At 42.5% G+C, this 6,835-nt stretch carries 7 protein-coding genes and 1 pseudogene; 2 read left to right on the forward strand and 6 right to left on the reverse strand.

Annotated elements, in window-relative coordinates; translation table 11 throughout:
* Window positions 1-87 precede the first annotated feature (87 nt).
* From sodA to ACFORE_RS05675, 6 genes and pseudogenes are all read right to left on the reverse strand, one after another.
* Window positions 88-696 (reverse strand): superoxide dismutase SodA, encoded by a 609-nt coding sequence (gene sodA / locus ACFORE_RS05650; protein WP_154455114.1) that lies wholly within the window; start codon window positions 694-696, stop codon window positions 88-90.
* Between the two features lie 86 nt (window positions 697-782).
* Window positions 783-1,820, reverse strand: a complete 1,038-nt coding sequence (holA, locus tag ACFORE_RS05655) for a DNA polymerase III subunit delta (protein WP_154455095.1) — start codon at window positions 1,818-1,820, stop codon at window positions 783-785.
* 48 nt (window positions 1,821-1,868) lie between these two features.
* Window positions 1,869-4,100 carry a DNA internalization-related competence protein ComEC/Rec2 gene (locus ACFORE_RS05660; RefSeq protein ID WP_264879810.1) on the reverse strand — a complete coding sequence of 744 codons (2,232 nt, stop codon included), beginning with the start codon at window positions 4,098-4,100 and terminating at the stop codon, window positions 1,869-1,871.
* Window positions 4,093-4,530: pseudogene (locus tag ACFORE_RS05665) on the reverse strand (helix-hairpin-helix domain-containing protein); the annotation flags it as partial. The pseudogene ACFORE_RS05665 and the gene ACFORE_RS05660, both read right to left, overlap by 8 nt.
* A gap of 115 nt (window positions 4,531-4,645) precedes the next feature.
* On the reverse strand, window positions 4,646-4,774 hold the full coding sequence (locus tag ACFORE_RS05670; protein ID WP_380435040.1) for a hypothetical protein: 129 nt from the start codon (window positions 4,772-4,774) through the stop codon (window positions 4,646-4,648).
* A gap of 90 nt (window positions 4,775-4,864) precedes the next feature.
* Window positions 4,865-5,611: a lysophospholipid acyltransferase family protein gene (locus ACFORE_RS05675; RefSeq protein WP_167829302.1), complete on the reverse strand. Its 747-nt coding sequence runs from the start codon at window positions 5,609-5,611 to the stop codon at window positions 4,865-4,867.
* Between the two features lie 116 nt (window positions 5,612-5,727).
* Between ACFORE_RS05675 and ACFORE_RS05680 the strand changes: the two genes are divergently transcribed.
* Together ACFORE_RS05680 and ACFORE_RS05685 are read left to right on the forward strand one after the other, a co-directional pair.
* On the forward strand, window positions 5,728-6,489 hold the full coding sequence (locus ACFORE_RS05680) for a tRNA1(Val) (adenine(37)-N6)-methyltransferase (protein ID WP_154455097.1): 762 nt from the start codon (window positions 5,728-5,730) through the stop codon (window positions 6,487-6,489).
* A complete protein-coding gene (locus tag ACFORE_RS05685; protein WP_168261468.1) occupies window positions 6,473-6,748 on the forward strand; it encodes a GIY-YIG nuclease family protein in 276 nt (91 codons plus the stop codon). The genes ACFORE_RS05680 and ACFORE_RS05685 overlap by 17 nt, the downstream gene beginning before the upstream one ends.
* Window positions 6,749-6,835: the final 87 nt, after the last annotated feature.

Below are 6,835 nucleotides of genomic sequence, written 5' to 3' on the forward strand. Positions count from 1 at the left end.
AAAGAGAAAACCAATTTGGTTCTCTCTAGATGTTAGCTGGCATCAACCCACTACAGTTGACAATGAGCCGATTTTTCAGCGAACAACTTAGGCAGTTGCTGCTTTATATAATTCTGCGACTTTTTCCCAATTAATAATGGTAAAGAAAGCTTTGATGTAATCTGGACGAACATTGTGATATTTGAGGTAATAAGCGTGTTCCCACACATCAAGACCCAAAATAGGTTGTTTGCCTTGTGAAATTGGGTTATCTTGGTTACCTGTTGACATCACTTCTAATTTGCCTTCTTGGTTGACCACTAGCCAAGCCCATCCTGAGCCAAAGCGAGTTGTGGCTGCTTGGGTAAAGGCTGTTTTAAAGTCTTCAAATGAGCCAAAAGCGTCTTCAATAGCTGCTAGAACTTCTGCTGTTGGTTCTTGTTTTTCAGGCGTCAATAATTCCCAGAAAAGCGCGTGGTTAAGGTGGCCACCACCATTATTGATGAGGGCTTGACGAATGTCTTCTGGAATGCGTGTCACATCTGACAACAAAAACTCTAAATCTTCCCCAATTTCAGGGTGTTTTTCCAATGCAGCATTGGCATTTGCTAGATAAGTAGCGTGGTGTTTATCATGATGCAAAATCATGGTTTCTTTATCAATATAAGGCTCAAGAGCGTCATATGCGTAAGGTAGGTTTGGTAAAATAATAGCCATGCGGATTACCTCTTTCATCTTTGTACTCTTATTCTATAAGAAAATAGCAGAGCGAGCAAATAATTTGACCGCTTTTTTAAGTAATTTCAATGGCGTTCATGAGCGATTTTTAAAATGGCAACATCAAACAAATAATCCTTGTCATAAGTCCCTGTTTTGATGGCATAATCGGTTTCAATCAAAATCTTGATGGCTAATCTTAAAAAGGCAATGGATAAAGGCCTTGAATCCCGCAACGCAAATCGAACTTGGTAGGGATTGACCCGACGGCCAAGATAATCAGACAAGCGGCTAACAATCTGCGACTCGTTATTGCCCTGACGAGCTAGGAGGCTGACTTGTAGAAACATCCGAAATTGCCCCAGCATAATCGCAATCAGCTTAATCTCATCCTCTCCTTGCAAACGCAAATCACGAATCAAGTCACGCGCCTCATTAATTCTGCCATTTAACACAAACTGCGTCAAATCAAAGATATTATCCTGCAAAGTCTTAGGGATGGCTTGGCTAATATCATCTGTCGTAATATGACCGTCTGCCTTGTAGGATTTTAAAAAGGCAATGTTTTTCAACATCTCACTAAAATCATAGTTAGACTTCAACAGCAAGGCGTCAAAAGCCCCAGAATCAAAGGTCAATTTTTCCTTATGCGCTAATTTTTGAAAATAAGTTTTGAGTTCTGCTTCTTTTAAAGGCTTGGCTTCAAAAATTCTGGAATCACGCTTGAGAATCTTAACCAAACGGCGTTTGCCGTCCAATTTGCCTGGAGCGTAGATAATCAAACGCGTCGTTTCCAAAGGATTTTCCAAATAAGCTTCAAAACGTTTGAGGGCCTTGTCATCCAAGTAGGCTTTTTTAGACGTCGTAATATCAAGCAGATTATCAAAAATCACGACCTTTTGGTTTTCAAAAAAAGGTAAACTCTCAAGGTCCATCTCAGCATCTTCATAATCCACCTCAGCCATGTCAAAATAAGAATAGGTCAAATCGTCCTTGTCATAACCCACACGCTCCATCAAGCGTTCTTTCAGCTGGGAAAATTGACCCAAATCCTCGCCTGTCACCACTGTAATCAAGCTTAGGTTTTCCTTTTTTAGTGTGTCCACTTCTTCGATTGCAATCATAGCATTATTATATCAAAAATCCCCTCAAGCGTCATGGTGGCAAACAAGTCATCGCACCGTTTCGATTTGCCAATGTGTCAATCCTCTAAACCGAATGGCGCCCTCTTGGTCTGTGCGGTAAATGCGCAAACCTTGCTGATTAAAACGTTCCAAGGTTTCTTGGTGAGGGTGCTTGTAACGATTCTTCTCTCCTGCTGAAATCAGAGCCATTTGTGGGGAAATGTGGGCTAAAAATTCTGGACTTGAGGAGCCTTTTGAACCATGGTGGCCTGCTTTTAAAACATCCACTGGTAAATGAGAATAGGTAGCCATTAAATCCTGCTCGCCCTCTTTTTCCAAATCCCCTGTAAACAAGAAGCGTTTGCCCAGCAATTGTCCATAAAGCACCATCGAATCGTTATTGCCACCGTCGCCTACATCATGGGGATAGAGCACCTGCAAGCGACTACCCATGATAGGCAGCATATCACCTACTTGGAGCGCTCGAACCTTGGTTTTCATGACTTGCAATTTCGCCACAAAATCTGTCTTAGTCAAACTTCCCTGACTGACCAAAACCTCGCCAATCGGCATTTCCTGGGCTAGAACAAGCATATCCCCCATGTGGTCTGCATCGGTGTGGGTCAAAACCAACTGGTCAATTTTTCCGACCCCTCGGCTCTTAAGATAAGGAATCAGCGTCCGTTCCGCATTGCTATCACTGAAACACTCCTGCCACGCTTCTTTCTTTCCAAAACCAACCTTGCCACCCACATCGATGAGCAGCGTTTTGCCCGTCACATCTCGCAAAAACAAACTATCTCCCTGCCCAACATCGACCACCGTAACTTCATTTTCCAGCGGATGCTTGGTTTGAAAAAAGAGTAGAGCGACCACGGCAAGCAAGAAAAGCGCCAGCTTTTTCCGACGGTAAACATCGTACAAGATTCCTAATATTAGAAAGAAAAGCAGCAAAATAGCTAGATGGGGTTTGCCAAAAACCAGCGGTGCTCCAATCATTCCCTTAGTTACCTTGATGATTTGCTCCAAAAACACAAATAAGCCATTTAAAAAGGTCAGCTTAACAAAAGGCGATAGGAGAAAAACAAGGGACAAAAGCGGCAAGAGAACCACGTCAAAGGCAAATGAAAAGCAAGCCGTCAAAACAATCGACAAGGGCTGAAACACCGAGAAAAAATAAATGAGCAAGGGCAGACTCCCCAACGAAATAGCGATACTCTCAGCAAATATTTTAGAATAACGTGTCAAGTCATCAAACTGCACCAGACTTAATATGAACGCAAAAGCAAGCGACAAAACACCGCCCGTCGTCAGCAAAAATGAGGGCATCACTAGAAACAAACTCAGCATTGTCAGAGCTAGATTGTCCAATCGTTTAATGCCAAATGGTGCCAAAATAGCTTGCAATAAACTTCGAATCACAGAAACGGAAAAACCGGTCAACCCAGCATAAACAAAGGAAAATGGCATTTGCAATACCGTCACCTGGTCACGGCGCAAGCCCAGACGCAAAAAGAAGGTCCGAAAAATCCCTACAAAAAAGCCAACCTGCATACCTGACAAGGCAAACAGATGAATAATGCCCAAACTCGTGTAAATATCACTCATTTCCGCGAAAGACTTGTCCAAATAACCAAACAAAAGCCCTGTCATGTAGTGCTGCATGGGAGCTGGAAAATGCTGCTGAATGCTAACAATGGCTTGACGACGCCACTCATGCAACCTTTCCACAAACGTTAGAGAAGAAACCGCCTTTATCTCCGTAATCTCTGACACGGTAGCCATACGGTAAATTCCTTCATGTTTTAGATAAGTCCGATAATCAAAACCACCGAAATTACGCTGGGGCGTAGCTTCTGCTAGCTCTATATCACCAGATAAAAGTACTGTTTGGGATAGATTTTTAAACCATTTTTGCTCGTTTTCCGATGACAATCTGTAAAAAGCTTGGTAGGTCCGTCCATCTGCCTTACCGCGAAAAGAGAGCAAATCCCCATTGACTGACAGAGTGTCTGGTATTATCTGAATGTGTTGAAGCTTAGAGGGAGCTGAGCGGTAAGCGCTATTTGCTTGTTGCACCTGGTATAGAAACAAACCTGCAAAGCCTACCAAACACAAGCAGACCTGCCCTAATCTTTTAAAACCGTACTGTTTCCATAAAAGTAGCAAGGCCACCAATAGCAAACACCCACAATATAAAGCTTGCGAGAAACACCAATAATAAAGCAACAATACTAAAAAAGCCAATTGAATTGGCTTAATGGGAAAATAGTTAATCAATGCTCACCTCTGATTTGAGTTTTTCTAGGGTCTTATCTCCGATACCTGACACATTTTTCAATTCTTCAACCGAAGTAAAACCGCCATTTGCCTCACGGTAATCAATGATATCTTGCGCACGTTTGGCCCCAATACCTGAAATGGTCTGAAGTTCTGTTGCTGTCGCCGTGTTCAAATTGATGGTACCAGTAGCAGCTTCTGTCTGGCTACCGCTGGCCGTTGAGGGGAATTTTGTGGCTGGACTTACCTCTTCCCCAATCTTTGCCACATAAACCACAGCTTCATCGCTTACTTTTTCAGCTAAATTCACAGATTTTCGGTCTGCTTCTTCCGTGAAGCCACCTGCCATTTTGACCAAATCAGTCACCCGACTGCCAGCAGGCAACTCATACACACCTTCATTGGTCACTGCCCCTTTGATGTCCGCAACTATTTTGCCACTTGTCGTTTGAGACTGGCTGCTCGCCGTTTTGCTTTTGACCTGCTCTGAACTGCTGCTTGCCAACTGGCTACTAATGACAGGCAAAGAGCTTTCGGCTTCCACCTTAGGCTGAGTGACTTGTGACCAAACAAAAAAAAGCCAGCAACATGGCAAACACGGTCCCAAAACTCGCTGCCAAGACCTTATGCTCTGATACTTTTGCTTTGATAGTTTCCAAAATAACGTCCAACACTCTAACTCCCTTATTTGTGATTTTGTGGTTTTTGACCACTTCTACTTATTTATTCGAAAAAAGCCCGGCTAATAGCCGAGCATTTTTGGTTTAATTCATTTTACGGTGTTTGTCTGGATCCCAAACAAAGCTAGCAAAGTAACTGAAAATCAAGGTTAAAATCACCACAACAAGGGCAATGAGTCCTAACGGAATGCGGTAAATGTAAGTCAATGGATTTGGCTTTTTATCCACATGAAAGGTCGCATTTTCAGCATCCAAACGATCAAATTCAGTCTGAATGCGATGAGCGACTTCTTCAACCCCTTCATCATTCATGCGTTTAATATCTGACACATCAATTGGGTTCCCAAAGTTCATGTCAACACGCTCTCCTGTCAAGAGCCCTTTAACGTCCATTGGACCTGCATAAACGACAGGCATAATCTTAACCTTTGCCATTTTGGCAATAACCGCAACCCCACCTTTCACATCTGTTGAATGACGGCTACCACTTGGAAACATCACCAAAGAGCGATTGCTTTTTTTCAACATATTAATTGGGTAACGTAAGGCATCTCTACCAGGGTTTTCACGGTCAATTGGAAAGGCACCACACATGCGAATCCACCAACCAAAAACCCGATTGGTAAACAATTCCTTTTTAGCCATGAAAATAAATTCTTTTGGTCTAGCCGCAAAAGCCATGTAAATCGGGTCCCACCACGTTCGGTGAGGCGCTACCAAAATGTAATTTTCATCCTTGCTCAATATTTTATCTTCATTATGATAATGTGCATTGCCATTAAAAATCCAAAGAAGAAATACAACTAATCCTCGCAAATACGTATAAAACACAGGCGGGCTCCTTTTCTTTCATTATCCTTAACATTGTACCACGGTTGAGTTATTTTAGGAAGAATAAATGTGCTGCGTGCTAGTGACTTGCCCTAAAATTTGCTATAATAAATGGCATGACTAATGTAACTTTAAAAGCGGGTGAACGCATTGACCAACTCTTTTCGACAGATGTAAAAATCATTCAAAACAAGGATGTTTTTAGCTATTCTATCGACAGTGTCTTGCTCTCTCGTTTTCCAAAAATACCTTCACGTGGTTTAATTGTTGACCTTTGTTCAGGAAATGGGGCTGTGGGGCTCTTTGCTAGCACACGCACCAAGGCTCCCATTATCGAAGTGGAACTTCAAGAACGCTTGGCTGATATGGCACAACGCTCTATCCAGCTCAACCACTTGGAAAATCAAGTGCAGATGGTGCAAGATGATTTGAAAAATCTACTCAACCATGTCCCCCGTTCAGGTGTTGATTTGATTCTTTGTAACCCTCCATATTTCAAAGTATCCGAAACATCAAAGAAAAACCTCTCTGAGCACTATTTACTTGCTAGGCATGAAATTACGACCAATTTGGACGAAATCTGCGAAGTGGCACGCCACGCCCTCAAATCCAACGGACGCCTTGCCATGGTGCATCGTCCTGACCGTTTTCTTGATATCATCGACACCTTGCGTCAGTATAATCTAGCTCCAAAACGCATTCAATTTGTTTATCCTAAAATGGGCAAGGATGCTAATATGCTTCTCATTGAAGCCATCAAAGATGGCTCCACAGATGGACTGAAAATTCTCCCACCGCTTTTTGTCCACAAAGAAAACGGAGAGTACACTGACGCTATTTTTGAAATCTATTTTGGAAAAAATGCCAAACGACACTAAACTAGCCTATCTCTACGTGGTCGAATGCGCAGACGGAACGCTCTACACAGGCTATACCACCGATGTTGATAGACGCATACAGACCCACAATAAAGGTAAGGGTGCCAAATACACCAGAGCCCGCTTACCTGTTAAACTCATCTATCAAGAAAGCTTTGAAAGCAAACAAGCTGCCATGTCCGCAGAAAGCCACTTCAAACGAAAAACACGACAGGCAAAATTAGACTACATCAAACAACACAAAAATCTATCAGGATAAGACATCTTGATAGATTTTTCGGCTCTATAATTTCTGTAGTGGATAACACCCAGTCAGAAGTTATGGAGCCTTTTCGTGCATAGAAAA

Source organism: Streptococcus alactolyticus (assembly GCF_042649785.1).
In the GTDB taxonomy this organism is placed as follows: domain Bacteria; phylum Bacillota; class Bacilli; order Lactobacillales; family Streptococcaceae; genus Streptococcus; species Streptococcus alactolyticus.

Bases quoted from the DNA above. Each gene is read 5' to 3' on its own strand.
- sodA (WP_154455114.1), bottom strand. From the start codon at position 696: ATGGCTATTATTTTACCAAACCTACCTTACGCATATGACGCTCTTGAG.
- holA (WP_154455095.1), bottom strand. From the start codon at position 1,820: ATGATTGCAATCGAAGAAGTGGACACACTAAAAAAGGAAAACCTAAGC.
- ACFORE_RS05685 (WP_168261468.1), top strand. From the start codon at position 6,473: ATGCCAAACGACACTAAACTAGCCTATCTCTACGTGGTCGAATGCGCA.
- ACFORE_RS05680 (WP_154455097.1), top strand. From the start codon at position 5,728: ATGACTAATGTAACTTTAAAAGCGGGTGAACGCATTGACCAACTCTTT.